Origin of the sequence: Paeniglutamicibacter sp. NPDC091659, assembly GCF_044756805.1 — a bacterium.
Taxonomy (GTDB): Bacteria; Actinomycetota; Actinomycetes; order Actinomycetales; family Micrococcaceae; genus Paeniglutamicibacter.
Genome location: NZ_JBIVTO010000001.1, coordinates 1,069,362 through 1,093,878 on the forward strand (window position 1 = coordinate 1,069,362; position 24,517 = coordinate 1,093,878).

General features: G+C 69.0%; 21 protein-coding genes, 1 pseudogene and 1 riboswitch. Of the genes and pseudogenes, 15 read left to right on the forward strand and 7 right to left on the reverse strand.

Annotated features, from left to right (window positions below):
- Window positions 1-10 precede the first annotated feature (10 nt).
- Together ACIQLF_RS04795 and ACIQLF_RS04800 are read left to right on the forward strand one after the other, a co-directional pair.
- Window positions 11-982, forward strand: a complete 972-nt coding sequence (locus ACIQLF_RS04795) for a FecCD family ABC transporter permease (protein ID WP_400295056.1) — start codon at window positions 11-13, stop codon at window positions 980-982.
- Window positions 983-990: 8 nt separating this feature from the next.
- The gene (locus ACIQLF_RS04800) at window positions 991-2,994 is read left to right on the forward strand and encodes an SIP domain-containing protein (RefSeq protein WP_400294925.1); all 2,004 of its coding nucleotides are present in this window, start codon (window positions 991-993) and stop codon (window positions 2,992-2,994) included.
- Between the two features lie 59 nt (window positions 2,995-3,053).
- Here the strand turns inward: ACIQLF_RS04800 and ACIQLF_RS04805 are convergent, their stop codons facing one another.
- Entirely contained in the window at window positions 3,054-3,506 is a 453-nt protein-coding gene (locus ACIQLF_RS04805) for a MarR family winged helix-turn-helix transcriptional regulator (RefSeq protein ID WP_400294926.1), read from the reverse strand.
- Window positions 3,507-3,612: 106 nt separating this feature from the next.
- Between ACIQLF_RS04805 and ACIQLF_RS04810 the strand changes: the two genes are divergently transcribed.
- Window positions 3,613-5,604, forward strand: coding sequence for an ABC transporter ATP-binding protein (locus tag ACIQLF_RS04810; RefSeq protein WP_400294928.1), 1,992 nt, complete (start codon window positions 3,613-3,615; stop codon window positions 5,602-5,604).
- A gap of 65 nt (window positions 5,605-5,669) precedes the next feature.
- Here the strand turns inward: ACIQLF_RS04810 and ACIQLF_RS04815 are convergent, their stop codons facing one another.
- Together ACIQLF_RS04815 and ACIQLF_RS04820 are read right to left on the reverse strand one after the other, a co-directional pair.
- Complete coding sequence (locus ACIQLF_RS04815) at window positions 5,670-7,349, reverse strand: HNH endonuclease signature motif containing protein (RefSeq protein WP_400294930.1); 1,680 nt, start codon at window positions 7,347-7,349, stop codon at window positions 5,670-5,672.
- Between the two features lie 100 nt (window positions 7,350-7,449).
- On the reverse strand, window positions 7,450-7,917 hold the full coding sequence (locus ACIQLF_RS04820; RefSeq protein WP_400294932.1) for a MarR family winged helix-turn-helix transcriptional regulator: 468 nt from the start codon (window positions 7,915-7,917) through the stop codon (window positions 7,450-7,452).
- Between the two features lie 126 nt (window positions 7,918-8,043).
- On the opposite strand from ACIQLF_RS04820, the gene ACIQLF_RS04825 reads away from it, so the two are divergent.
- From ACIQLF_RS04825 to ACIQLF_RS04835, 3 genes are all read left to right on the forward strand, one after another.
- Complete coding sequence (locus ACIQLF_RS04825) at window positions 8,044-8,619, forward strand: NADPH-dependent FMN reductase (RefSeq protein ID WP_400294935.1); 576 nt, start codon at window positions 8,044-8,046, stop codon at window positions 8,617-8,619.
- A 192-nt stretch (window positions 8,620-8,811) separates the two neighbouring features.
- Window positions 8,812-10,008, forward strand: a complete 1,197-nt coding sequence (locus ACIQLF_RS04830; protein ID WP_400294937.1) for a glutathione S-transferase C-terminal domain-containing protein — start codon at window positions 8,812-8,814, stop codon at window positions 10,006-10,008.
- A 100-nt stretch (window positions 10,009-10,108) separates the two neighbouring features.
- On the forward strand, window positions 10,109-11,026 hold the full coding sequence (locus tag ACIQLF_RS04835; RefSeq protein ID WP_400294940.1) for an SDR family oxidoreductase: 918 nt from the start codon (window positions 10,109-10,111) through the stop codon (window positions 11,024-11,026).
- Window positions 11,027-11,062: 36 nt separating this feature from the next.
- Here the strand turns inward: ACIQLF_RS04835 and ACIQLF_RS04840 are convergent, their stop codons facing one another.
- Both ACIQLF_RS04840 and ACIQLF_RS04845 read right to left on the reverse strand, forming a co-directional pair.
- Window positions 11,063-11,797, reverse strand: a complete 735-nt coding sequence (locus ACIQLF_RS04840) for a class I SAM-dependent methyltransferase (protein ID WP_400294942.1) — start codon at window positions 11,795-11,797, stop codon at window positions 11,063-11,065.
- Window positions 11,798-11,974: 177 nt separating this feature from the next.
- Window positions 11,975-13,156 (reverse strand): hypothetical protein, encoded by a 1,182-nt coding sequence (locus tag ACIQLF_RS04845; RefSeq protein ID WP_400294944.1) that lies wholly within the window; start codon window positions 13,154-13,156, stop codon window positions 11,975-11,977.
- Window positions 13,157-13,505: 349 nt separating this feature from the next.
- On the opposite strand from ACIQLF_RS04845, the gene ACIQLF_RS04850 reads away from it, so the two are divergent.
- The 3 genes from ACIQLF_RS04850 (at window position 13,506) to ACIQLF_RS04860 (ending at window position 16,407) form a co-directional block, all read left to right on the forward strand.
- The gene (locus tag ACIQLF_RS04850) at window positions 13,506-14,033 is read left to right on the forward strand and encodes a GNAT family N-acetyltransferase (RefSeq protein ID WP_400294947.1); all 528 of its coding nucleotides are present in this window, start codon (window positions 13,506-13,508) and stop codon (window positions 14,031-14,033) included.
- 79 nt (window positions 14,034-14,112) lie between these two features.
- On the forward strand, window positions 14,113-15,150 hold the full coding sequence (locus ACIQLF_RS04855) for an RNase H family protein (protein ID WP_400294950.1): 1,038 nt from the start codon (window positions 14,113-14,115) through the stop codon (window positions 15,148-15,150).
- 93 nt (window positions 15,151-15,243) lie between these two features.
- On the forward strand, window positions 15,244-16,407 hold the full coding sequence (locus ACIQLF_RS04860) for a serine hydrolase domain-containing protein (protein ID WP_400294952.1): 1,164 nt from the start codon (window positions 15,244-15,246) through the stop codon (window positions 16,405-16,407).
- Between the two features lie 59 nt (window positions 16,408-16,466).
- On the opposite strand, the gene ACIQLF_RS04865 is transcribed toward ACIQLF_RS04860, so the two are convergent.
- Window positions 16,467-16,730, reverse strand: a complete 264-nt coding sequence (locus ACIQLF_RS04865; RefSeq protein ID WP_400294955.1) for a hypothetical protein — start codon at window positions 16,728-16,730, stop codon at window positions 16,467-16,469.
- A 128-nt stretch (window positions 16,731-16,858) separates the two neighbouring features.
- Between ACIQLF_RS04865 and ACIQLF_RS04870 the strand changes: the two genes are divergently transcribed.
- Together ACIQLF_RS04870 and ACIQLF_RS04875 are read left to right on the forward strand one after the other, a co-directional pair.
- Window positions 16,859-17,632: an SGNH/GDSL hydrolase family protein gene (locus ACIQLF_RS04870; RefSeq protein WP_400294957.1), complete on the forward strand. Its 774-nt coding sequence runs from the start codon at window positions 16,859-16,861 to the stop codon at window positions 17,630-17,632.
- An 82-nt stretch (window positions 17,633-17,714) separates the two neighbouring features.
- On the forward strand, window positions 17,715-18,437 hold the full coding sequence (locus ACIQLF_RS04875; RefSeq protein ID WP_400294963.1) for a VIT family protein: 723 nt from the start codon (window positions 17,715-17,717) through the stop codon (window positions 18,435-18,437).
- A 111-nt stretch (window positions 18,438-18,548) separates the two neighbouring features.
- On the opposite strand, the gene ACIQLF_RS04880 is transcribed toward ACIQLF_RS04875, so the two are convergent.
- Window positions 18,549-19,184, reverse strand: coding sequence for an NADPH-dependent F420 reductase (locus ACIQLF_RS04880; protein WP_400294967.1), 636 nt, complete (start codon window positions 19,182-19,184; stop codon window positions 18,549-18,551).
- Window positions 19,185-19,431: 247 nt separating this feature from the next.
- Window positions 19,432-19,532, forward strand: a riboswitch (glycine riboswitch).
- A gap of 175 nt (window positions 19,533-19,707) precedes the next feature.
- On the opposite strand from ACIQLF_RS04880, the gene gcvP reads away from it, so the two are divergent.
- The 4 genes and pseudogenes from gcvP to ACIQLF_RS04900 all read left to right on the forward strand — a co-directional run.
- On the forward strand, window positions 19,708-22,545 hold the full coding sequence (gcvP, locus tag ACIQLF_RS04885; RefSeq protein ID WP_400294973.1) for an aminomethyl-transferring glycine dehydrogenase: 2,838 nt from the start codon (window positions 19,708-19,710) through the stop codon (window positions 22,543-22,545).
- 39 nt (window positions 22,546-22,584) lie between these two features.
- Window positions 22,585-23,697, forward strand: a complete 1,113-nt coding sequence (gene gcvT, locus ACIQLF_RS04890; protein WP_400294975.1) for a glycine cleavage system aminomethyltransferase GcvT — start codon at window positions 22,585-22,587, stop codon at window positions 23,695-23,697.
- 99 nt (window positions 23,698-23,796) lie between these two features.
- Window positions 23,797-24,177 carry a glycine cleavage system protein GcvH gene (gene gcvH, locus ACIQLF_RS04895; protein ID WP_209999493.1) on the forward strand — a complete coding sequence of 127 codons (381 nt, stop codon included), beginning with the start codon at window positions 23,797-23,799 and terminating at the stop codon, window positions 24,175-24,177.
- Window positions 24,174-24,517 (forward strand): annotated as a pseudogene (locus ACIQLF_RS04900) (serine hydroxymethyltransferase); the annotation flags it as partial. The gene gcvH and the pseudogene ACIQLF_RS04900, both read left to right, overlap by 4 nt.

Below are 24,517 nucleotides of genomic sequence, written 5' to 3' on the forward strand. Positions count from 1 at the left end.
GCGCGGAACCGTGGCCCGGTTCAACGTGCTGGCAGCGATCGGCATCGTGGTCGCCATCGCCCTGGACCTGCTGGCCGGACGCAGCCCGATCGAGCTGCCCGACCTGCTGGCGGCGCTCGGCGGCGAACGCGTCCCGGGCGTCTCCTTCATGCTGTGGGAGGACAGGCTGCCGCAGGCCGCCGTCGGCGTGCTGGCCGGCGCCGCGTTCGGCGCCTCCGGCGCGATCTTCCAGCGCATGCTGCGCAACCCGCTGGCCAGCCCCGACGTGATCGGCGTCGGCTACGGCGCCAGCGCAGCGGCCGTCACCGGCATGCTGCTCTTCGGCGCGCAGGGGATCGGCCTGTCGCTCATCGCCTGCGCCGGAGCGCTGGCCGTGGCGCTGTTCATCTACGCGATGGCCGATGCCGGCAAGCACACCGGCCCGCGGCTGATCCTCGCGGGGATCGCCGTGGCGGCGCTGCTGCAGGCGCTGATCCAGTACCTGCTCACCCGCACCGACGTGCGTACCGCCGGCGACGCGCTGCGCTGGCTCACCGGGTCGCTCTCCGCGAGCACCTGGGAGCGCGCGGGGCTGCTGGCCGCGGCGCTGGCCGTGCTTCTGCCTCTGCTGGTCCCGGCCGCCGCCAAGCTGCGCATCCTGGAACTGGGCGACGACTCCGCCGCGGGGCTCGGCCTGGCCGTGCGCCCGGCCCGGCTGGGACTGATCCTGCTGGGCGTCGGGCTCACCGCCGTGGCCACCGCGGTGACCGGGCCGCTGGCGTTCGTCGCGTTCCTGGCCGGGCCGCTGGCGATCCGCCTCTGCGCGGGCCGCAGCAACCTGGGATCGGCGGCGCTCACGGGCGCGCTGCTGGTGGTGTGCGCGAACTTCATCGCCTCCAACATCCTGCCCGACACAGAATTGCCAGTCGGCGTCGTCACCGGCGCGCTGGGAGCACCGTTCCTGATCTGGGTCCTGGTGCGCACCAACAAGGAAGGAACCTGAGGTCGCCCATGGCACTTCTTGAAGCACAGGACCTCACGCTCGCCTACGACGCCGTGAGCATTGTCGACGAGCTTTCGCTGCAGCTGCCGGCGGGCGAGGTGACGATCATCGTGGGCGCCAACGGCTGCGGCAAGTCGACGCTGCTGCGCGGGCTGGCCCGGCTGTTGAAGCCCGCCGGCGGCAAGGTGCTGCTGGACGGGCAGGACATCCACACCCGCCCCGCCCGCGAGGTCGCCAAGGTGCTGGGCCTGCTGCCGCAGACCCCCGTCGCGCCCGACGGCATCACCGTGCGCGAGCTGGTGGGCCGCGGCCGCTACCCGCACCAAGGCTGGTTCAAGCGCTGGAACGCGGAGGACGAGGCCGCGGTGGAGCGCGCCATGACCCTCACCGGCACCACCGACCTGGCCGAACGCCCGATCGACGAGCTCTCCGGTGGCCAGCGCCAGCGCGTCTGGATCGCCATGGCGCTGGCGCAGGAAACCGAGCTGCTGCTGCTCGACGAGCCGACCACCTACCTGGACGTGGCCCACCAGCTGGAGGTGCTCGACGTCATCTCCGAGCTGAACCGCACCCGCGGCACCACCGTGGTGATCGTGCTGCACGACCTGAACCTCGCCGCCCGCTACGCCGACCACCTGGTGGCGCTGAAGCACGGCAAGATCGTCGCCGCCGGGCACCCGGCCGCGGTGGTCACCGAGGACCTGGTCAAGAACGTCTTCGGCATGCCGTGCCGGGTCATTCCCGACCCGGTCGCCGGCACCCCGCTGGTGCTGCCGATCGGCCGGCACCGCGTGCTGCGCGCCGAGTCCGTGCTGGCGGCCCGCGGCATCTACCGCACCCAGCCACCTGCCGTCGAGCCCGAGTCGGGCATCGGCGCCCCGGTTCCGGCAGCGGCGACGGCCGTGGAAGAACCGGAAGCCCCCGCCGCATCGACCGGGGAACAACCTGTGGGCGCAGCCGCCCAGGCGCCGGTTGCCGAGGCTTCGCCGCTGCGCCGCGCCGAGGAGATCAGCGAGATGCTGGCCTTCGCCACCCGCGTGGTCGACGTCGCCAGCGTCGGGGCGAACTTCAAGCGCGTCACCTTTGCCGGCGCCGACCTGGCGCACTTCGGCGCCGGGGACGCCCCGCTGGACCTGCGCATCAAGCTGATGATCCCGCCGGCCCCCACCCACGGGGCGTCGGCGCTGGAAAACGCCACGGGCGCCGAGCTGCCCGACGAGTTCTCCTCGCTGCGCCCCGGCGCACTGCTGGCCGAGGACGAGGCCTCCGGCTGGTACCGGCGCTGGCTGGCGTTGCCGGAGGGGGAGCGCGGCTCCATGCGCACCTACACGGCGCGCGCACTGCGCCCGGCCGGGCACCGCGACAACCGCGGCGACGAGCCGGAGCTCGACATCGACTTCGTGCTGCACCTGCGCACCGAGGGCGGCCGGCTCACCGGCGGCCCCGCCACCGTGTGGGCCGCGCAGGCCCAGTTGGGCGACGAACTGCTGATCCTGGGGCCGAACTCCGCCCTGTGCGACGCAAGCTACGGCGGCATCGAGTTCCGTCCCGGCACCGCCACGCGCATCCTGCTGGCCGGCGACGAGACCGCTGCCCCGGCGATCTGCTCCATCCTCGAGTCGCTTCCGGCCGGCATCACCGGGCACGCGCTGATCGAGGTCCCCAACACGGAGGACATCCAGGGGTCCTCGACCCGTTCGGGGGTTTCCGTGCAGTGGCTGCCGCGCGGGTCGCACCCGCACGGCGAGCTGCTCGCCTCGGCGGTGCGGGCCGCGGTGGCCATCCCGGCCGCGGGCGCCGTGGTCACGGGCGCCGAACCGGAGGACGTTGACGTCGACGAAACGATCCTGTGGGAAACCGCCACCGCCTCCACCCAGCCGTTCTACGCCTGGCTGGCCGGTGAGGCCGGCATGATCAAGGAGCTGCGCCGCTATCTGGTGCGCGATGCCGGCATGGACCGCAAGCAGGTCGCGTTCATGGGCTACTGGCGCCGCGGCAAGTCCGAGGGCTAGCAGGTCCGCGCCCCTTCGGCGTGGATCCCGCGGTTCGCCGCTCGGGACTACGCGGGGAACTACATCGGGCCAAGCTGGGCCAGGATGCGGACCAGCTCGGCGCGGTCGTTCGCGTTCAGCCTGCCGAAGTACTGCTCGGTGTGGCCGCGGCGCGCGGCCCGCACCCGGTCGGAGAGCTTCTGCCCGGCGGCGGTGAGCCTGACCAGGGTGGCGCGCCGGTCCACGGGATCCGGCGCGCGCTGCACCAGCGACTTGGCCTCGAGCTGGTCGATCACCTCGGTGGCCGACCGCGGGGCGATGTGCAGGCGTTCGGCGACGTCCTTGAGTCGCAGCCCCTCGCCGCCGGCCGGATCCGCCGAGCTGCGGGCCAGCGCCTGCATGGCGCGGAACTGGTGCGGGGTCAGCTCGAAGGGCGCCAGCTGCTCCACCCAGGAATGCCGGAGGGACCGAAAAGCGCGATGGAAAAGTTCGGAGAGATCGCCCTGGGCGGGGGAATCGGCGCTGGTTGACATGGATCCAACTCTACGCCACGTTTGACCGGTAGCCACATAGTGAGGTAACCTCAATAAAGACGTGGTGCGAGTCCCGCACCCACAACCACCACGAAAGGTGGTGCGCATGTTGGAATCGAGTTCATCTTCCAGCGCGGCCCGATCGGGCCAGGGCCGTTCAGCCCAGAACCCCTCCGGCGCCGACGGCGCGCACGGCTCAGGGGGAGGGCGCGGTGGCGGCCCGGGCGGCCCCGTCGCGCGCCTGAACCCCGCGGACCTCAGGCAGGTCAAGCTCCACCCGGTGAAACCCTCCCGGATCGCGGCCCTCTTCAAGCCGCACAGGTTCACGATCGCCGTGGTCGCGCTGCTCATCTCCGCCGCCTCGGTCATCGGGCTGGCCCAGCCGTTCCTGGTCCGCGCCATCATCGACGACGCGCTGCCGCAACAAGACGTGACCCTGCTGGCCTGGCTCGCCGGCGGGCTCGTCGCCGTCGCGGCCGCCACCGCCGCGATCGGCGTCGTGCAAACCTGGATGGCCACCAAGATGGGCCAGCGGGTCATGCACGAGCTGCGCACCAGGCTCTTCACCCACCTGCAGGCCCAGTCGCTGGGCTTTTTCACCCGCACCCGCGGAGGTGAGGTACAGTCGCGGCTGACCAACGACATCGCCGGCATGCAGAACGTGGTGACCTCCACCGCCACCTCCGTGGCCTCCAACCTGACCACGGCCGTGGCCACCGCCATCGCGATGGTCGCGCTGTCCCCGCGGATGAGCTTGCTCTCGCTGGTGGTGCTGCCGCCGGCCATCTGGCTCTCGCGCAAGGTCGCGCTGATGCGCCGCGACGTGACCACCGCTCGGCAGCAGGAGCTGGCCGGCATGTACACGCAGATCGAGGAGGGGCTCTCCGTCTCGGGGATCCGGCTGGCCAAGACCCTCGGCACCACGGGCCGCGACGTGATGCGCTTCTCCGCCTCCTCGCACCGGCTCATCAACCTGGAAATGCGCAGCCAGCTGGCCGGGCGCTGGCGCATGGCGACCATGGGCATCGTGTTCGCCGCGATCCCCGCGGTCATCTACCTCGCGGCCGGCTTCCCGGCCACCTCCGGCGGCATGACCATCGGCACGCTCGTCGCGTTCACCGCCCTGCAGGGTGCGATCTTCCGCCCGATCATGGGCATGCTGAATGTCGGCGTCCAGTGGGTCACGGCGATGGCGCTGTTCAGCCGGATCTTCGAGTACCTGGACCTGGACCCGGAGATCAAGGCGCCGGTCAACCCGACGGAGCTGGACCCGGGGACCGTCCGGGGGCGCGTGCGCTTCGAGGGCGTGGGCTTCTCCTACTCCGGCGGCGCCGAGGTGCTGCACGGGATCGACCTGGAACTGGAACCCGGCACCGCCACGGCGGTCGTCGGGCCCACCGGGTCCGGCAAGTCCACGCTCGGCGCCCTGCTGCCGCGCCTGCACGATCCGGACCGCGGCCGGATCACGATCGACGGGGTCGACGTGCGCGATCTCGCCCCCGAGACGCTGAACAAGATCGTCGGCGTGGTCTCCCAGGAGACGTACCTGGTCCACGCCTCGATCCGCGAAAACCTGCTGCTGGCGGACCCCGGTGCCGACGACGCCACGCTGTGGAAGGCGCTGGCCTCCGCGCAGATCGCCGACCTGGTCGCCGGGCTGCCGGAGGGTCTTGACACGCTGGTCGGCGCCCGAGGCCACCGATTCTCCGGCGGCGAGCAGCAGCGACTGGCCATTGCCCGCACGATCCTGCGCAACCCGCGGGTGCTGGTGCTCGACGAGGCGACCAGCGCGCTGGACAACACCACCGAGGCGCTGGTGCAGGATGCGCTCGATCGCCTGGCCGTCGGCCGCACCACGCTGATGATCGCCCATCGCCTGTCCACGGTGGAGAACGCCGACCAGTTGGTGGTGCTTTCGGGCGGCTCGATCCTGGAGCGCGGGAGGCCGGCGGAGCTGCGCGAATCCGGCGGCGCGTTTGCCCGGCTGGTTGCGGCCGGCGAGCACGACGAATTCGGCGAGCACGGCGAGCTTGACGAGGAACCCGGCGAGGATGCGCCGCCATCCGCCGGCCGAACGCTCCTGCAGCCCACCGGGTAACTCTTGGTGGGCGGCAGCGCGGTTGGCCGCCGGGAGGCGTGTGCAGAGCGGAACCCCTGCGCGCCCTAGAAGAGCGTGGGGTTCGCCGGCTGCCAGTAGGTGTTGCGGCGCGGCCTCTGCTGCGGGTCCAGGTACCCGGGCAGGACCACGTGCGGCAGCCCTTGGTGGATCACCACGCGCAGTTCCCCGTTGTCGATCATGTGGTGGTGGGCGGTGCAGGCCGGATGGCAATTGGCCACGCTGGTCGCCCCGCCGTCCTGCCACTGCTCGATGTGGTTGAATTCGCACAACTCGGGCGGCACGGTGCACCCGGGGTAGAGGCAACCGCCGTCCCGGGCCAGCACCGCACGTTTCATGTGCCCGGGAAGCAGCCGCTTTTCCCTGCCGACGTCGAGGATTTCCCCCTGGCCGCCAAGCACGATCGGGATCACCCCGTCGCTGGCGAGCATCCGCCGCACCCTGCCGATCGGTATCTCCAGCCCGTGGGCCGAGTAACCCGCGCCCTTGGCCAGGCCCATGAGGACCTCGAGCTTGACGAGGACAACCAGCCGGGCGGAGGGCAGGCCGGTTGATCCCTTGTTTCCCGGGCATCCCGTGGTGCCGGGTGGTTTTCCGGCCGATCGCATGACGTTGACAAGTGTCTGCAGGTGTCGCTGCGGCGGCGTCAGCCCGTCCGGTCCCGGACTCGTGGAGTTGAAGCGGTCCTTGACGGCGTCTCCGAAATCGAAGTCCCGCAACGGCGGGAGGGTTTCGACGGGCCCGGCCGAGGGGTCCGGGACGATCCACGGCGGCGGTGCGGGGGAGCCCGAACCCGCTCCCGGAACCGTCGCGGCATCGGCCATCGCCCGGCGATCGCCCGCCTGGGTGCGCGGGTTGTCCGACTGCGCGAAGTGCGACATGAAGATTTCGGCGTCGTCGTTGAGCATGCACGCGCTCAGGTACGTGAAGTGGCGGGTGCGACGGGTGACGAAAATACCGGTTTTTTCGCGGATCTCGGCCTGCGTCGGCTCGCTCTCCACGGCATCGAGCCGGTCGGAGATGGCGTCGAACAGCTTGTTGGTCTCCCGCGGGGTGTCCTCGGCGACGGAACGTGCAACCTGCTCCTCGACGCGCAGGGCCAGGTCGCGGGCGTCGGGTCGGGCCTCGATGCCCGGGCGCAGCCTGTCCAGCTTGCGGGCCGCCGCGGCAATCTCCTGGACTCGGGCGCTGCCGGAGTCCAACTGACCTGCGAGGACGGGGAAGCGCGGACCCTGCGGGATCCCGTTGATGTCGGTGCGAGGCAGCAAGGACCACGCTGCGTGCAGCCGGTCGCGGGCCGCGAAGTAGGAGATGCGCAGCGTGCGCTGCAGGGCCTCTGCGGTGTTCCTGTATTCGGGCCGCCCGGTCGGTGCACCGCTGGGATCCGCCGGCAAACCAACCTTTCCATCCGTGAAGGGCCACGGGTCGTCGGCAACATTGCGCAGCGTGGTCAGGGTCTCCGGCGGCAGCTCGTGGACGAGCGTGCGTTGGGCCGTTCCCGCGGCCCTGATCTGGGCGATCTCCATGCGCTGGGAATGCCGCTCAACGACGCTGGCGTGGAATGCCGCGCGGGTGGGGGAGCTGGCGTCCTTGGAGATTTCCTCACAGAGCGAGTCGCACATCGCCATTGCGACCAGCAGGGCGCGCAACTTGTCGTCAGTGGTCACCAGGTGCCCCGGATCGCCGCGGCGCCCCGCGACGGATTCGACGAATTGCGCTGTCTCCATGTCCACAGCATGGGGCCGTGCTCACCGGGCGGCCCGAGCCGAGGTGCGGGATGTGGAAAAGTTCCGGGCCGTGAATCCCCGGGGCCGTGAATCCTCCGGCCTACCAGAGCTCGCGTTCGACGACGGCGGAGCGGACCTTGGCCAGGATGGCGCGCAATTGGTCCTGCTCGTCGCAGGTGAGCGAGTCGAAGAGGGCCTCGCGCACGAATCCGACGTGGTCGGGCGCGGCCGAGCGGATGAGGTCCCAGCCGGCGTCGGACAACATGATCTCCTGGCCGCGCCCGTCGCAGCTTGCCGCGCAGCGTTCGATCAGGCCCTTGGCCTCCATCCGGCGCAGCAGGTGCGAGACGCGGGAGCGTTCCCACTGCAGCGTGTTGGCCAGGTCCCCGGAACGCACGCGATCGGGCGCGGCCTGGGACACCGCGGCGAGCACGGAGTATTCGCCGGTGGACAGGCCTGCATCGCGGTTGAGTTGGCGGTCCATCGCACTGGGGAAACCCCAGAGGAACTCGCGGAACTCGAGCCACAGCTCCTGTTCGTGGCTGCTGAGCCAGCGGGGCTCGGACATGGTGCTCCTCACATTTCTTAACACTTTGTTGACACGTCAATTGTTTCGCGCCATGATTGAGACAACAAGTTTAGTTGACGCGTCAGCAAGTCTGCGGACGTGTCGCCCAGTTCAAGGAGAACACGCATGACCAAGATTGCCATCATCACCGGTTCAACCCGTCCGGGCCGCAACAACGCAGGCGTTGCCCAGTGGGTCCTGGAACAGGCGCAGCTGCGCGGCGACGCCGACTACGAACTGGTTGACATCGCAGACTTCAAGCTGCCGCTGCTGGACGAGGCCTACCCGGCCGCGTACCAGAACTACCAGAACGATGCCACCAAGGCATGGGCCGCAAAGATCGCCGAGTTCGATGGCTTCGTGTTCATCACCCCCGAGTACAACCACTCGGTCGCCCCGGCCCTGGCCAACGCGCTGACCTACCTGAACGTCGAGTTCGCCAACAAGGCAGCGGGCATCGTCTCCTACGGTTCGGCCTACGGCGTGCGCGCCGTCGAGCACCTGCGCGGCATCCTCTCCGAGCTGCAGGTTGCCCACGTTCAGAAGGCCGGCATGTTCTCCTTGTTCACCGACTTCGAGAACTTCTCCGTCTTCAAGCCGACCGAGATGCAGGCAGCGTCGCTGGCACCGGTCCTGGACCAGCTGGTTCCGTGGACCGTGGCCATGAAGTCGGTTCGCGACGCCGCACTGGTCTCCGCCTAACCACGGGCGACACACTTCGGGCCGCGGCCCTGGCAACTTGGGGTTGCCTTGGCCGCAGTTCGGATGGCCCCGTGTCTGCACTCCCGGTGCGGGCGCGGGTCATCGGCCAGGGCCTGCCCGCGACAATCCGCGGGGCAGGCCGTTTTTATTTCCTCCGGAGTGCTTAACTGCACGTGAATCTAGGGTTGGGTCATGAGCGAGCAAGTTTTGGGTGAAGAAGCATTGCGCGAAGACGTGTTGCTTGACGACGCGTTCGACGGGCAGCCGTTGGGCGAGCACGACGGCGGCGAACACAGCACCGCCGGCGCCTACGTCACGGGCGCCGAATTCACGCGCGACACCAACTACATCCAGGACCGCATCGTTGCCGATCCGGCCGCGGTGCGCGCCTCCGGCGGCCCGACCGGAGGAACGATCGGCAACGTCCGTGCGGGCGTCGCGGAGGGTGCCGAACTCTGGCCGGTGGAGGCCGGGCGCTACCGCCTGGTTGCCGCCCGCGCCTGCCCGTGGGCCAACCGCACCATCATCGTCCGCCGCCTGCTGGGCCTGGAGGACGCGATCTCGCTGGGCACCCCCGGCCCGGTGCACGACGTGCGCTCGTGGACCTTCGACCTTGACGAAGGCGGCGTCGACCCGGTGCTGGGCACCGCGCGCATCCAGGAGAACTACTTCAAGCGCTTCGCGAACTACCCGCGCGGCATCACCGTGCCGGCGATCGTCGACGTGCCCTCCGGCGCCGTGGTCACCAACGACTACCCGCAGATCTCCCTGGACTTTTCCACGCAGTGGAAGGTGTTCCAGCGCGAGGGCGCCCCCGATCTGCTGCCGGCGGACAAGCTCGGGGAGATGATGCCGGTCATCAAGCGCATCTTCACAGAGGTCAACAACGGCGTCTACCGCTGCGGTTTTGCCGGCGACCAGCTGGCCTACGAGGAGGCGTACGACCGCCTCTGGACCGCCATGGACTGGCTCGAGGAGCGACTGGCCACCCGCCGGTTCCTCATAGGGGAGTCGATCACCGAGGCCGACGTGCGGCTGTTCACCACGCTGGTGCGCTTCGACGCCGTCTACCACGGCCACTTCAAGGCCAACCGCAACAAGCTGATCGAGATGCCGAACCTCTGGGCCTACGCGCGCGACCTGTTCCAGCTGCCGGGCTTCGGCGACACCGTCGACTTCCAGCAGATCAAGGAGCACTACTACGTGGTGCACACCGACGTGAACCCGACGCGGATCGTGCCCAAGGGCCCGGAGCTGGAAAACTGGCTGGAGCCGCACGGCCGCGAGTCGTTCGGCGGGAACCCGTGGGGGACCGGCACCGCGCCGGAACCCGTGCGCGAGTCCGAGCGCGTGGCCGCCGGCCACAACCCGCTCTACCCGCTGGTTTAGCCGGTTGGCCCGCCGCCGGATCATCCGGCGGCGGGCTTCGCCGCGTCGCGGGGCCGCACAACTCTGGCGGGTCCCCGGGCGCCGGGGCTAGCGTGGGCCCATGGAAGCAACGCTGAAGGGGCGGATCGCGCTCGTCGCCGGGGCCACGCGCGGAGCGGGCCGCGGCATCGCCGTCGCGCTCGGGGAAGCCGGCGCCACCGTGTATTGCACGGGCCGCAGCACCCGGCACAAGCGCAGCGAGTACGACCGCCCCGAAACCATCGAGGAGACCGCCGAGCTTGTCACCGCGGCTGGCGGGCGGGGCGTCGCCGTGGCGGTCGACCACCTGGAATCCGATGCCGTCGCGGCGCTGGTCGCCCGCATCGAGTCCGAGCAGGGCCGGCTGGACGTGCTGGTCAACGACGTGTGGGGCGGGGAAAAGCTGATCGACTGGAACGCGCCGATCTGGCGCCATGACCTCGACGACGGACTGCGCATGCTGGAGCTCGGCGTGAAAACGCACCTGATCACGGCGCACCACGCGCTCGGGCTGCTGACCCGGAACCCCGGCGGACTGGTGGTCGAGGTGACCGACGGGACCGCGGCCTACAACCGGGAGCACTACCGGCTGTCCACCTTCTACGACCTGGCCAAGAACGCGCCGCTGCGCCTGGCCTTCGACCTGGCCCGCGAGCTGGAACCGTACGGGTGCACGGCCGTGGCGTTGACCCCGGGCTGGCTGCGCTCGGAAATGATGCTGGAGGCGTTCGGCGTCGACGAGTCGAACTGGCGCACGGCCGCCGCGGAGCACGGGCACTTTGCCGCGATCAGCGAATCCCCGCGCTTCGTGGGGCGCGCCGTTGCGGCGCTCGCCGCGGACCCGGAGCTCCGCGCGCGCAACGGAGGGTCGTTCTCCAGCGGGGAACTGGCCCGCGACTACGGGTTCACCGACGTGGACGGCTCGGCCCCGGACTGCTGGCGCTACCTGGTGGAGGTGCAGGACGCCGGATTGCCGGCGGATCCCGCGGGGTACCGCTGAGTTCCAGGCGCCCGGCCGTGTCCTGGGCGCGTGGGATCAGGCGTGCGCGATCACGATCAGTTCGCCGTCGCCCTCGCCCACGGGTTGCCCGGCCCAGCCGCCGAAAACCTGCACCACCGTGAACCCGGCGTCGGCCAGGTCCCGGCGCAGGGCCGGCTCGCTGCGGAACGCCAGCAGCGCGTCCTCGAATTCCCGCTTGCCGTCGGCCAGGAAGCGGTGTTCTGTGATCCGGACCAGGCCCTGTTCGCGTTCGGCCGCGTCGATCCAGAGCTGGAGCGCCGTGCCGTCGGGCAGCGTGAGGTGGCTGCGGGTGTTGGCCGGGGTCCAGCGCTCCCACGCCCGCGCCTGCGGGTCCCGCGAGTCGAAGACCAGCCGCCCGCCGGGCACCAGCGCCGCGCGGACATCGCGCAGCGTGTCCGCCCAATCCCGTTCGTCGGCAATCGCCTGGGCCACGTGCGAGCTCATGATGACGGCGTCGAATGAGGCGTCCTCCGGCAGCGCCGCGGAGGTCCCGTCGATCCAGCGCACCGCGTCGGCCCCGGGCTTGGCGCGGGCGGCGTCGAGCGAACCGAGGTGGGGATCGACGCCGGTGACGGTGTGCCCGGCCCCTGCCAGGGCGACGGTCAGCCTGCCGGTGCCGCAGCCCAGGTCCAGCACGCGGCTGGCGGGTTGCTCGTTGGCGAACGCGAGGAAGAAGTCCTCGGCCGCCGTCCATGCGTTCTCGGCATCGTAGAGGTCTGCGTGCTGCGCGGGGCTCAAGTAGGACTGCATGCACAGAGCCTAGACCATCGATTCCGCGCGGCGGCCGCATGGAACCCCTGTGTCCGGAACCGGAGTGCGCCGCCCGCAGGCGGCGGCACATCCGCCGGTGCATACGACAACGGGAGGGGTGTGGATCCCCTGGAAATCGTTTCCGCTGGATCCGCGCCCCTCCCGTCTGCGCGTGGGTCAGGCCTGCTTGCGGCGGCGGAGCGCCAGGGCCCCGATGCCCAGCACCAGCAGGCCGCCGCCGGCACCGGCCAGCAGGCCGATGCCCTCGGCGCCGGTCTCGGCCAGACCCTGGGCCGGCACCTTGACCGGGGTGAAGACCTCGACGGGCTTGGTCGTCGACGCCTTCGGCTTGGTGACGTTCACCACCGGCTCGATCACCGGCTCCTCGTCGGTTTCCTTGCTCGGTTCCTTGTCCGGCTTCTCGGACGGTTCTTCGGTCTCCGGGCCGAGCTCGCCGATGAAGCTGCCGTCCTCGTCGAGCAACCCCTCCTCGATCAGCTGGCCCATGACCAGACCGACCATGAACTGCGCCATCGGCAGGTCATCCGGATAGGTGGCCTCCAGGTAGGCAAGCAACCCCTCCGGGTCTCCCTCCACGAAGTACGGGAAGATGTCGTCGCTGAAGCCCGCGAAGTCCTCGGAATCGACCAGCTCCACGATCGCATCGACGTTGTCGTCGAACCACTGGACGAACTTTTCGCCGCCCAGCCACTCCATCCCCTGCTCAAAGGTCCAGTCGGGCAATCCCTCGGGGAGCTTGATCGTACCCGAACCGGGCAGCTTTGCCGCGGGTTCCGCTGCGGCCTTTTCCTTGGCGGCCGTCTTGGCAACGGGCGCCGGGACGACGGCGATTGCGGGACGGGAAACCTGCTCGGCGGGTGCTTCGGTCCCGGTCAGGGGAGCGGTTTCCCCGGTGAACGGCAGTTCCGCCGCGGGGGCTTCCTCGGGGGCTTCCGCGGGAGTTTCCGCCGGGGCTTCCGCGCCCGGGGTTGTTTCCTCGGTCGCCGGCGGCGTGGCGCCGGATTCCTCGCCGGAGCCGGCCGGCGGCTGTTCCTCGATGTCGGCCGGGCTCTCGGCCGGATCACCGTCCGGTGAGCCTGCCTCCGGGGTTTCGGTCGCGGAATCGGCGGAGCCGCCGGTGCCGGAGGTCTCCTGGACCGGGGCTGCCGGCGGCAGCGGCGCGTCGACCTGGTCGAGGACCGGGGCGGACTCGCCGGCGTCCGGGGTGCCCTGCTCGATCGGCGCCGAGGCCACCGATTCGTCGGCCGGCACCGGCTGGGCGTTGGCAACGGTGCCCGAGAACACCAGGGCGCCGGCCAGGACGGCTGCACCGACCGTGGACCTCATGGGGTATGGCATCAAATGATCCTGTCTTGCGGAATCTCGCCCGGGCAGGAATCGGTGTGGGCGCGCTTCTTCACGAACGGCCGACCCCCAGCGGGCGAACGGGTGGTAACTCACTGCCTCCGAATCTAGGCGACGGCCGACCCCGGAGCCAGCCGGAATGCGGCGGGTCTGGGGATCGTTACAAGGTCGTTGCCTGCCACCGTTCGGTTTTGCGGGCGACGTCGGAGCGGGCCGCGGCCGGGCCGACGGTCCGGCGACTCACCGCAGCCGTCGGCCAACGGATCGCGCGCCCGGCCCGGAACACGCCGGGCAGGACCCAGAAACCACGGGAAAAGCGTTTTCCACGTGCCACGATGGGCGCATGGAAATCAGCACCGAACGCCTGGCATTGCGCGAGTATGCGCAGGCCGACCAGGACGCCGTGCATGCGTTCGCCTCGGATCCCCGCGTGTGCGGCTTCGTCGAATGGGGCCCGAACACGCCGGAGGACACCCGGGCGTTCCTGCGCGCCTGCCTTGACGAACAAACCGCCGACCCGCGGCAGACCTTCAGCATGGCGATCGGCGTGGATGGCCGGGTGTTGGGTTCGATCGCGCTGATGCTCGGCGCCTCCGATGTGGCGCCGGTGGAATCGAGCGCGGAGATCGGCTATGTGCTTGCCGCCGATGCCTGGGGCAACGGCTACGCCACCGAGGCCGCGGCGGCGATGCTCGATTTCGCACGGCACACCCTGGGGATGCGACGAGTTGTCGCGACCTGCCGCCCGGAAAACGCCGGCTCCATCCGCGTGCTGGAAAAGGCCGGGCTGCGCAGGACCGGCTTCCTGCCCGGCCACAAGATCATCGGCGGCGTCGCGCACGATTCGCTGGTCTTCGCGATCGACCTGTAAACAGGAGGCAGGCTTCCGCCGCGCCCGGGCCGGAGGCGCCGAGGTGAATCCGTCGGCGGGGCCGTGGCAGGATTGAAATATGACGATCACCGCAGCCGCAGACGGATCAGCCCTCGGAAACCCAGGACCGGCAGGATGGGCCTGGTACATCGACGACGACCACTGGCGTGCCGGCGGCTGGGCCCACGGCACCAACAACATGGGCGAGCTCATGGCGGTGCTCGACCTCTTCCGCTCCACCGCGCACCTGCCCGACGAGGAACTCCACATCCTGTGCGACTCGCAGTACGTGATCAACTCCGTGACCAAGTGGATGCCGGGCTGGAAGAAGAAGGGCTGGAAGAAGTCCGACGGCAAGCCGGTGCTTAACCTGGACCTGCTCAAGGACATCGACGCCGCGATCAAGGGCCGCAAGTACACGTTCGAATGGGTCAAGGGCCACGCCGGGCATGAACTCAACGAGGCCGCCGACGACCGCGCCCGCGCGGCCGCCACCGCCTACCAGGCCGGCCAGGAACCCGACGCCGGACCCGGGCTCGAGGGTGCTCCGGGCGCCGCCGAACGCGCGGCGAACCACGAGGTTCCGGCTCCCGACGGCCACGACTCGATGGTCTTCGAGGATCTCGAGGCGCCGTTGGCCGATCGCGAGGCAGCGGAGGCACCGGCAGCGCAGAAGACAGCGGAGGCATCGGCAGCAGCGGCTCCGGCTCCTGCAGCTCCGGCCCCGGTTTCGGCGGCTCCGGGAACCGCTTCGGCAACGTCGGCCTCGGCCGCGGACCTGCACATGGTCTTCGAGCTGGAAAGCGAACTGCTCTCGCCGTCGGTCCGCACGGACCTGGACGAGATGCTGGCGTTCCTGCACCCCGAATTCCAGGAGATCAGCCGCGACGGTTCGCTGACCGACCGCTCCACCATCATCGCCGCGCTGGGCGTGGGCCAGCCGCTGCCGGCCGGCGGATCGCTGCAGGTGCTCGCCGCGAACCCGCTGGGGGAGAACATGGTGCAGCTTGCCTACCGCCTGCTGGCCGGGGACCGCGTGGTGTTGTGCTCGTCGTTCTGGCACCGGGTCGACGGCCGCTGGCTGCTGCGCTACCGGCAGGAAACGCCCAGCGCGTAACCGGCGGCCGCAGGGCCAAGCTGCAGGCCGGGCCGCCGAAACGCTGACGCCGCCTGCCGGTTCGGCGGTACCGGCATGGGTAATGTGGTGCGGGTGAGTACGCAGAACAACAGCACCGATGTCCTTGATGAGCGCTTCGCCCCCGTCGCCGAGCTGATGCGCTCCTACGCGCAGGAAGATCCCGGATACTCGGGGCAGCTGGCGATCTACCGGGACGGAAACCTGGTGGTGGACATGCATGTCGGAAACGACTGCAGCAACGACTCGATGACCGGGGTGTTCTCCTGCTCCAAGGGGGCCGGGGCGCTGGTCATGGCGCTGCTGGTGCAGGAAGGCGTGCTGGATCCCGAGGCGCCCGTGGCCCTGTACTGGCCGGAGTTCGCCGCGGCCGGGAAGGGCGCCATCACCGTGGCGCAGCTGCTGAGCCACCAGGCCGGGCTGCCCGGCGTCGAGGGCGGGTTCACCCAGGCGGAACTGATCGACTCGCGGCTTGCCGCCGGCATCATCGCCGCTGCCGCGCCGCTGTGGAACGCCCCCGGAACGCACTCGTACCACGCGCTGACCATGGGCGTCTTCATGGAGGAGCTGGCCAGGCGCGCCGCGCTGGAGCCGCTGCAGGACATCTTCGAGCGCCGCATCCGCGCACCCCACGAGATCGACTTCTACCTGGGGCTGCCCGAGGACCAGGAATCCCGCTTCCGCCCGGTGCTCACGGCGCAGGACGCGGAACCCTACCCGTTCGTCGACCCCTACTCCCCGCTGGGACTGGCCCTGAACTCGACGGCCGGTTTCGACGGGCCGAAGGGGCCGGGCTTCGAAATCCTGGACGTGCCGAATGTCCGATCCATCCGCGAGTCGGGGCTGGCCGCGATCGGCGGGGTGGCCAACGCACACGGCCTGGCCACGCTCTACGCGGCCGCGACCACAGGATTCGTCGACCGCGCCGGCGACGAGCACGCGCCGTTCCTGAACAAGGAGACGATCGCAGCCGTCAGCCAGGACCGGGTGTTCGGGCTGGACCGCGCCACCGGCACGCAGGGCGCTTTTGGCATCGGGTTCATGAAGGCGCACGCGAACAACGCGTTCGGTTCGGCCCGCGCCTTCGGGCACGACGGCGCCAATGCGGCGCTGGCCTTTGCGGATCCCGCCTACGGGTTGGCCTTTGGCTACGTGCCGGCGCGGGCGGAAACCAACGGCACGGGGTCGCGCGGCGGGCGGCTGAGCGTGCTGGCGCGCCAGGTGCTGCTCGGCGCGTAGTCCGGGTCACCGGGTCACCGGTGTAGCTGTGTAGCGGGACCGGCGCGGCGCACTGAAACCTAGATGACTTCCGCATGCAGGTCGGAGAGGAACTGGTCGCCGCGGATTTCCTCGAGCCAGGGGATCTGAGCGGGCAGGAGCGATGAACCGTGCGTGAAAACAATGTGCAGCGGGACGGTGTACTGGCTGGTTTCCGGGGCGGGATCGTCGTTTTTCGGCATGCCGAGGTTCAGCGGGCGGGCGGCATCCTGGTCGCGGCCGGAATCGGAGCCGAATGCCGGGGTGCGCTTGGCTGCAGCGGTGCGGTGCAGGTTCAGTTTCATGCTTCGAGAGTGCGCCCGCATTCTTTGTGCCGGCTGTGACCCGGACGCATGGATGCCGTGAGTCTTGGCGTGTCGCCCGGGGCAGGTCCTTCCGCGCCGGAACATGGCCGGCGGGATAGTCTGGTGCCGTGGAATTCTCGAAACGATACCTGGCACTCGGCGACTCCTTCACCGAAGGAATGGGCGACGAGGACCCGACGCGTCCCAACCGGGTCCGCGGGTGGGCGGACCGGGTCGCCGAGCAGCTCTGTGCCGACCCCGAGTGGGGATACGCGAACCTCGCGATCCGCGGCAAGAAGATCCGGCAGGTGGTCTCCGAGCAGTTGCCCGTCGCGCTGGAGCTGAAGCCGACGCTGGTCAGCCTGTACATGGGCGGCAACGACATCCTGCGTCCGAGCGTCGACATCGACGCGCTGATGCAGCGCTACGACGAGGCGGTGGCCAAGCTCGCCGGAACCGGCGCGCAGCTGCTGCTGTTCACCGGGTTCGACTCGAACGGCTCTGCGATCTTCGAGAAGACCCGCGGTCGCACCGCCATCTACAACGAGGGCGTGCGCGAAATCGCCGAAAAGCACGGTGCTGTCATCGCCGACTACTGGCGCTGGCGCGAATTCCAGGACTGGCGCTACTGGGCCGCCGACCGCCTGCACATGGGAACGCCCGGGCACACGCTGATGGCCAGGAAGGTGCTCGGGGTGCTGGGCCGCGAGACCGGGATCGAGGTTCCCGAGCTTCCGCCGCTGGTCATACAGACCCGCGCCGAAAAGCTGCGCGCCGATGCCGCATGGGCCAAGGAATTCCTGGCGCCGTGGGTCAAACGCCGGCTGACGGGCAAGTCGTCGGGCGACAGCCTGAGCGCCAAGTACCCCGGCTACGTTTCGCTGGCGCCCGTCCAGGCGTAGCTGCGCGCGGGAACGGCCAGGCCGCCACGCCGGGGGCACACACCCTAGCCACGGGGGGTATTGAGGTGATTGGCTGGACCGCATGAGTCTAGATCCAATGCCACACGATGCCGAACCCCACGACCAGGGAATCGCGGCGAAACTGAACTGGTTGCGCGCCGGTGTGCTCGGGGCCAACGACGGGATCGTTTCGGTCGCCGCGGTGGTGGTCGGCGTTGCGGGTGCCACCACGGCCAACGGCCCGATCCTGACGGCCGGCGCTGCCGCAGCCGTCGGCGGGGCGATCTCCATGGCGCTGGGGGAGTACGTCTCGGTGTCCAGCTCCGCGGATTCGCAGAAGGCGCTGATCGAGAAGGAACGCCGGGAACTCGCGGAGATGCCCGAGGAGGAACTCGCGGAGCTGACGGCGATCTATGCGGCCAAGGGACTCAGCGGGGCGACGGCCGCCCGGGTCGCCAGGGAGCTGACCGAACACGACGCGCTCAAGGCCCACCTGGATGCGGAGCTGCACATGGACGAGGACGAGGTGCTCAGCCCGTGGCACGCGGCCATCGCCTCCGCCATCGCGTTTTCGGTCGGCGCCGTCCTGCCCTTTGCGACGGCGGTGTTCCTGCCGGGGCCGCTGAAGATCCCCGTCACGTTCGTCGCCGTGTTGCTGGCCCTGGCCGTGACGGGTGCGCTGGGGGCCAGGCTTGGCGGGGCTCCCATGCTGCGTCCGACGATCCGCGTGCTGGTGGGCGGTGCCGCGGCCTTGGCCGTCACGTTCGCGATCGGTTCCTGGCTCGGGGTCTCCGGAATCGTGTAATTAAGCATCGCGCAGCAGCCCCGGCCCGTGCCGGATGCCGTGGCGTGCAAAAGGTCCGCGGGAGGATGCCGGTTGGCAGGCTCCCGCGGACCTTTTCCGTGCGGGCAGGGATCAGCCGGCGACCTGCAGCGAGGTGTTCCAGTTGAAGTCGGCCAGGGCCGGGTTGACCTGCATGGCCATCATCAGCAGCTGGAAGCCTTCGAGTTCGCGGGCGTGGCGGATGCCGCCGACCTCTAGGGGGCGCATGCCGGCGGCGGTGACGAACTCGGCCACGGCGGTGCGGGCGGCATCGTCGCCCGCGATGAACACGTCCTGGGCCGTGCCGTCGGCGTTGCCCGCAGTCAGCGGGCCGGCGAAGTTGGTGTTGAAGGCCTTGACGACGCTGGCGGAGGTGAGGGCGGCGATTTCCTCCGCGGCGGAGCTGCCCTCGGCGGTGGTCAGCGAATCGAAGGTTGCGAAGTCGACCGGGTTGGAGATGTCAACGAGGATCTTCGCGTCCAGCGCCGAGCCCTGTGCCTGGATGTATTCCTTGGAGGCGTCGAAGGGCAGTGCCAGAATGACGATGTTGCCGGCCGGGGCCTCCGCGGCGTTGCCGGAAACGGTGCCCCGGCCGAGTTCGGCCGCGAGCGACTCTGCTGCCTCGGTGTTGCGGGCCAGGACCTGAAGGTTCTTGCCTGCTGCCAGGGCACGGGTGGAGAGCGCGCGGGCCATGTTGCCGGTTCCGATGATGGTGATGTCGATTGACATGGTTTCCTTCTTTCCGAAGAGTCGAGCGAGGAAGTTCTTCATGGTGTCCTCAAAATATTTGGTTGAACTTTCAAGTAAAACACTAGACCTCACTTGCTTGAAGCGTCAAGTGTTTCGGTGGAATTTCTTTCGCGAACCTGCGAGACGGCGAAGAACCGCCAGTTGATTTGGGTCGGGGTGGCCCGTGTTGTTTAGCTCACGCATCGCCGGTAGGATGGTGATCGTGCCTCGCAGGGGGCACAGCCACTGACATGCGGCGGGAGAGTCCCGCACAACGTAAGTTGGTCGGGCGCCGTAGGAGCAATTCCTCCCCGGGAAACTCTCAGGCCCCCGTACCGCCGCGAAGAGGCAACTCTGGAAAGTAGCAACATCGCCACGGCGGTGCGGCTCACCGAAGGTGCAAGCATTCGTTTCGCCGTCAAGCGAAGCAGTGCGGAAACTCTCAGGTCACAGCAACAGGGTCGGGGAGGAACTTGCAGCTCGTTCGGCGTGCACGCACGCCGATGACCCAATGGAGTTCCCCATGACCGTGACCCCGTCCGCTGAGTTCGTCGCCCGCCATATTGGCCCCCAGGGCAGCGACATTGACACCATGCTTGCCCAGCTTGGTTATTCCTCCCTCGACGAACTCGTCGATACGGCCGTTCCGGCCGACATCCGCCAGAGCGAGCCCCTGAACCTGCCTGCCCCGCGCACCGAAGCCGAGGTCCTTTCCGATCTCCGCGTGCTTGCCGGCAAGAACGTCATGAAGACCCAGATGATCGGCCAGGGTTTCTCCGACACCTACACCCCGCCGGTGATCCTGCGCAACATCCTTGAGAACCCGGCCTGGTACACCGCCTACACCCCGTACCAGCCGGAAATCTCCCAGGGCCGCCTCGAAGCCTTGCTGAACTTCCAGACCATGGTCATGGACCTGACCGGCCTGCCGATCGCCAACGCCTCGATGCTCGACGAGGCATCCGCCGTTGCAGAAGCAGTGTTGCTGATGCGCCGCGCCAACAAGGCCAAGGCCACCGCCAAGACCGTCCTTGACGCCAACCTCTTCCCGCAGACCGTCTCCGTGGTCCAGGGCCGCGCCGAGGCCCTCGGCTTCGAGGTCGAAATCGTCGACCTGACCCAGGGCCTGCCCGAGGGTGAGATCTCCGGCATCGTGCTGCAGCAGCCGGGCAACAACGGCGCAGTCGTCGACCACGCGGCAATCATCGCAGCAGCCAAGGAGCGCGGCGCCATGGTCACCGTCGCCGCCGACATCCTGGCACTGACCATGATCGTTTCCCCGGGCGAGCAGGGTGCCGACATCGCCGTCGGCAACACCCAGCGCTTCGGCGTTCCGCTGTTCTTCGGCGGCCCGCACGCAGCCTACCTGGCAGTGCGCCACGGCCTGGAGCGCGCCCTTCCGGGCCGCCTGGTCGGTGTTTCCAAGGACTCGGCAGGCGCCCCCGCCTACCGCCTGGCCCTGCAGACCCGCGAGCAGCACATCCGCCGTGAAAAGGCCACGTCCAACATCTGCACCGCCCAGGCGCTGCTGGCGATCACCGCCTCGATGTACGCCGTGTACCACGGCCCGGCCGGCCTGAAGCGCATCGCACAGCGCACGCACAACCATGCCCGCACCATCGCCACCGTGCTTGCCGGTGCAGGCCTTGAACTGGTTGCCGACTCGTTCTTCGACACCGTCCAGGTCAAGGTCGCCGACATCGACGCGACCATCGCCAAGGCCGAAGAAGCGGGCATCAACCTGCGCCGCGTCAACGCCGACACCGTGGGCATCTCCACCGACGAGACCACCACCCCGGCACACGTTGCAGCCATCGCAGCCGTCTTCGGCGTCACGGGCGAGGGCTTCAAGGCCGAGGGCTTCGAGCTTCCGGCGGCAGTGGTTCGCACCAGCGACTACCTGACCCACCCGATCTTCAACACCATCAAGTCCGAGACCCAGATGCTGCGCTACCTGCGCCGCCTCTCGGACCGCGACCTGGCCCTGGACCGCACCATGATCCCGCTGGGCTCGTGCACCATGAAGCTGAACTCCACCGCCGAGATGGAATCCATCTCCTGGCCGGAATTCGCCTCGATCCACCCGTTCGCCCCGGAGCACCAGACCATTGGCTGGCGCGAACTGATCACAGACCTCGAGGGCCGCCTCTCGGAGATCACCGGCTACGCCGGTGTCTCGCTGCAGCCGAATGCCGGCTCGCAGGGCGAATACGCGGGCCTTCTGGCCATCAGCGGCTTCCACCAGGCCAACGGCGATGCCCAGCGCACCGTCTGCCTGATCCCGGCCTCGGCCCACGGCACCAACGCCGCCTCGGCCGTCCTGGCCGGCATGAAGGTCGTCGTCGTGAAGACCGCGGCCGACGGCTCCATCGACGCCAACGACCTGGACGCGAAGATCGAAGCGAACAAGGACGTCCTTGCCGCGATCATGATCACCTACCCGTCCACCCACGGCGTGTACGACCCGGACGTGCGCGAGGTCTGCGACAAGGTCCACGCAGCGGGCGGCCAGGTCTACATCGACGGCGCCAACATGAACGCCCTCGTTGGCCTCGCCCAGCCGGGCAAGTTCGGCGGCGACGTGTCCCACCTGAACCTGCACAAGACCTTCTGCATCCCGCACGGCGGCGGCGGACCGGGCGTGGGCCCGGTTGCCGTGGCCGAGCACCTGGTGCCGTTCCTCCCGGGCGATGCCACCGGCACCTACACCGTGCGCGACGGCGTCCCCGTCGTGGCAACGCTCTTCGGTTCGGCCGGCGTGCTGCCGATCTCCTGGGCCTACATTGCGATGATGGGCGGCGAAGGCCTGACCGACGCCACCAAGACCGCAATCCTCTCGGCGAACTACATCGCCAGCCGCCTGAACCAGCACTTCCCGATCCTGTTCACCGGCAACAAGGGCCTGGTTGCGCACGAGTGCATCCTTGACCTGCGCGAGCTGACCAACAAGACCGGCGTCACCGCCGAGGACGTTGCCAAGCGCCTGATCGACTTCGGCTTCCACGCACCGACCCTGTCCTTCCCGGTCGCCGGCACCCTGATGGTGGAGCCGACCGAGTCCGAGGACCTGGGCGAGATCGAGCGCTTCATCGAAGCCATGATCGCGATCCGCGGCGAAATGGAGCAGGTGCTCGCGGGAGACTTCGACATCGAGGAATCCCCGCTGCGCAACGCCCCGCACACCGTCTCGGCAGTCATCAACACCGACTGGGACCGCAAGTACACCGTGGAGCAGGCCGCATTCCCGGTCCACGCCCTGCGCGTCGACAAGTACTTCCCTGCAGTGGGGCGCATCGACGGCGCAGGTGGCGACCGCAACCTGATCTGCTCCTGCCCGGCTCCCGAAGCCTTCGAAAACTAATTCCGCCACTCATTTTTGAGCCCCACGAAAGGTAGCTTGATGAGCGACCCGAAGAAAACCTCCCTGCATGCCCAGCATGCGGAACTAGGCGCATCCTTCACCGACTTCGGCGGCTGGGACATGCCGCTGAAGTACGGTTCGGAATTGGCCGAACACAAGGCAGTGCGCGCCACCGCCGGTCTCTTCGACCTCTCCCACATGGGCGAGGTCTGGGTAGAGGGCCCGGACGCCGCGACCTTCCTGAACACCGCACTGGCCGGCAACATGGCCGTGATGAAGGTCGGCAAGGCCAAGTACTCGGTCATCTGCAACGAAGCCGGCGGCATCATTGACGACCTGATCACCTACCGCCGCGGGGACGAAAAGTTCCTGGTCGTGCCGAACGCCGGCAACGCCCCGGTGGTTGCCGCGGCACTTGCAGAGCGCGCAGCAGGCTTCGACGTCACCGTCACCGACGCCTCGGCCGAGACCTCGTTGATCGCCGTCCAGGGCCCGGCCGCAGTGGCCATCCTGCACAAGGTTGTCGACGAGTCCGCCAAGGCGCTGGTGTCCGACATGAACTACTACGCCGCCGACGAGACCACGGTTGCCGGCATCGACGTGCTGTTGGCCCGCACCGGCTACACCGGCGAGGACGGCTTCGAGCTGTACGTGCCGAACGCACAGGCCCCGGAACTCTGGGACGCCCTGATGGCTGCCGGCGCCGAGCACGGGCTGATCCCCGCCGGTCTTGCCTGCCGCGACTCGCTGCGCCTCGAGGCCGGCATGCCGCTGTACGGCAACGAGCTCTCCCTTGAAGGCAACCCGTTCGAGGCCAACCTCGGCCCGATCGTTTCCTTCAAGAAGGAAGAGAACTTCGTGGGCCGCGAAGCACTGGAGGCCATCAAGGCCGAAGGCGCCAAGCGCGTGCTGGTCGGCCTCAAGGGCCTGGGACGTCGCGCCGGCCGCGGCGGCTACCCGGTCATGAAGGACGGCGTGCAGGTTGGCACCGTCACTTCCGGCCAGCCTTCCCCGACCCTGGGTTACCCGGTGGCCATGGCCTACGTCGAACCGGCATTCGCCGAAATCGGCACGGCACTGGACATCGACCTGCGCGGCAAGCCGGAGGCCTTCGAGGTCATCGCGCTGCCGTTCTACACCCGAGCCAAGTAACGTTGGTGCTGGTGGTGGGGAACGGCACATGCGTCGTTCCCCACCACCACCCAACCGGCTAACAGCTTTACCCCACATTCTTTGAGAGGAAATATCACTATGAGCAAGGTTCTTGCCTCCCTGCGTTACTCGGCCGAGCACGAATGGGTCGACGCCTCGACCCCGACCAAGGTGGGCATCACCCAGGTTGCAGCAGACGCACTGGGCGACGTTGTTTACGTTGACCTTCCAGAAGTTGGCTCCGAGGTCACCGCCGGCGAAACCTGCGGCGAGGTGGAGTCCACCAAGTCGGTCTCCGACCTGTACGCACCGGTCACCGGCACCATCGTGGAAATCAACCAGGATGCCATCGACAACCCGGCCATCCTGAACGAGGATCCGTACGGCGCCGGCTGGTTGTTCACCGTTGAGGTAACCGAGGAAGGCCCACTGCTCTCGGCAGCCGATTACGCATCGGCCAACGGCGGCGACGTAGCGTGACCGCAACGTTCGAATCCCTTGCCCCGGCGTCCCTGACGCAGGACATCGGCACCCTTGATCCGGAGATTGCGGAGCGCATCGACGCGGAGCTGGCCCGCCAGCAGCGCGGCCTGGAAATGATCGCCTCGGAGAACCACACGGCCCTGGCCGTCATGCAGGCCCAGGGCTCGGTGCTCACCAACAAGTACGCCGAGGGCTACCCGGGACGCCGCTACTACGGCGGCTGCGAGGAGGTCGACGTCATTGAGACCCTCGCCCTGGACCGCGTCAAGGCGCTCTTCGGCGCCGCCTACGCCAACGTGCAGCCGCACTCCGGCGCGCAGGCCAACGCCTCGGTGAT